At 34.7% G+C, this 1,746-nt stretch carries 2 protein-coding genes; both read right to left on the reverse strand.

Features of this window, described 5'->3' with window-relative positions; all coding sequences use genetic code 11:
* The coding region (locus tag A5875_RS18895) for an alpha/beta fold hydrolase (protein ID WP_217809358.1) at positions 1–729 on the reverse strand (729 nt) is incomplete at its 3' end.
* A 497-nt stretch (positions 730–1,226) separates the two neighbouring features.
* A complete protein-coding gene (locus A5875_RS18900; protein ID WP_088935127.1) occupies positions 1,227–1,550 on the reverse strand; it encodes a cupin domain-containing protein in 324 nt (107 codons plus the stop codon).
* Positions 1,551–1,746: the final 196 nt, after the last annotated feature.

Consider the following 1,746-nt stretch of genomic DNA (forward strand, 5'->3'; position numbering starts at 1 on the left):
TTTTAACCCTTGATGTAAATGACCAATCCCATATTTGTTTAAAATCTTTGTTCTACCTTTTACTAGATAATCGAGCTGAGGAAAATCTTTTGCATCTGGATTAAATTTTGATAACCTCGCGATAACATCAGAATCATTCTCCTCCTCAGCGCGCTGCATCATATACTTGTAAGCTAATCGTTCAGATTCTCGTTGATCAGTTACCTGACCCACACCAACATATGCCCAGTAACTATGGGGATACTTTTCAATTGTTTTTATTCCCAGATATGATCCCCAAGAATGTCCTAACAGTAAAATCTTTTTCTGCTTAAATCGAACTCGAAGATACTCTGTAACTACAAAAGTATCCTCAATCATTTGATCAATTGTCAATTCTGATGGTTCAGTTGCTCTATTATACGACATGCCCGAACCACGTTGATCCCAATAACACACCGTATAATCCTTCTCCAATCGTTCGCTTTTTTCCATGTAATCGATAAATTGAAGCATCGGTGTTCCGGGCCCACCATGAAGATATAATAATATCGGATTATTCGGTTTCTCACCCCTAATGAACATTCCTTGTTTGGTTCCATTCACATCTATCCAAATTTTTTCAGAAATAGCATTGGGAATATCTCTACCTTTTTCATCTCTCAATGGTGAAAGCCTACCAGGACTTTTAACTATAATAGTCAATATTCCCAGTAAAAGAATGCAAAGAATCAAAATAATAAACATCATATTGCACTTCACTCCTTTTCCTAAATTAGTTGATAGATCGAGCTGAATTTCAAAAGAACTCATTTCAATCGCTTTTAATGATTTTTTTCCTTCTTATATTATCTATTCACTAAAAAATTACTATACTTCATCTAGTCACTAGAGAGTCCAGACCAATTTCCAACTATTCATTGAGTTTTTAAAAGAGCAGCTAGTAATCTCGAATTTTTGAAAAACGTAAGAACTTGTTCATTTTCTTAACACACCAAATTGTTGATGATCGTTTAATAACTCTATCTTTTGTGACATTTATCAAGGAATTTTTAGGTGCAGCATAATTCGCATCCATGACTTCATTTAATGAGAGACGGACAAAAAAGAGATCCGGCAGCCCAAGCTACCGGATCTCCAAAAGCTCTATAAGAATACCTTTTCAAAATTTGAGGATAGATTTTTCGAGTAATTAAATAGTTATTGTTGCTAATTGTAAATGAATCTCAGAAGGTCTCTAGCTTAGATTAAATCTTTTCAATCTCTTCAACAGTCATTTCGTTTATAACATTTCCAGTGTTCAATGTGGTGGCCGGTTCAAAAAGCAAAACATTAGAAATCCCCTTAGACACCGGCATATGTTCAATTCCTTGAGGCACTACCAACCCCTCCCCATCATTCAAGGTAAATACTTCCACTTTTCCGTTTTGCTTTACATGTAAATCGACTCTTCCAGAAATCACAAGGAAGAACTCATCTTCCTTTTCGTGGGTATGCCAAATAAATTCATCTTTAAATTTTGCTATTTTTATTTGATAGCCTTCCAAACTACCATTGACTAAACTTTTCATTCAAATTAATAACTTCCACTTTAAATCCACCTTTTCGATTTATTTCTACACAAAATTTCTCCATCCTTTGCCAAAACGCTAATTTCTTCCTCAACTTCTGCTTTTGAAATGGGAAATAACAATTGCAATAGTACTAAGCACCAATGGCACTACTTATGTCATAGCTTAAGTACCAGTATCGTCAAATAATCACCCT

Origin of the sequence: Enterococcus sp. 3H8_DIV0648 (assembly GCF_002140655.1) — a bacterium.
In the GTDB taxonomy this organism is placed as follows: Bacteria; Bacillota; Bacilli; order Lactobacillales; family Enterococcaceae; genus Enterococcus_A; species Enterococcus_A hulanensis.

Coding starts and splice junctions, on each gene's coding strand:
- A5875_RS18900 (WP_088935127.1), bottom strand. CDS start 1,550: ATGAAAAGTTTAGTCAATGGTAGTTTGGAAGGCTATCAAATAAAAATA.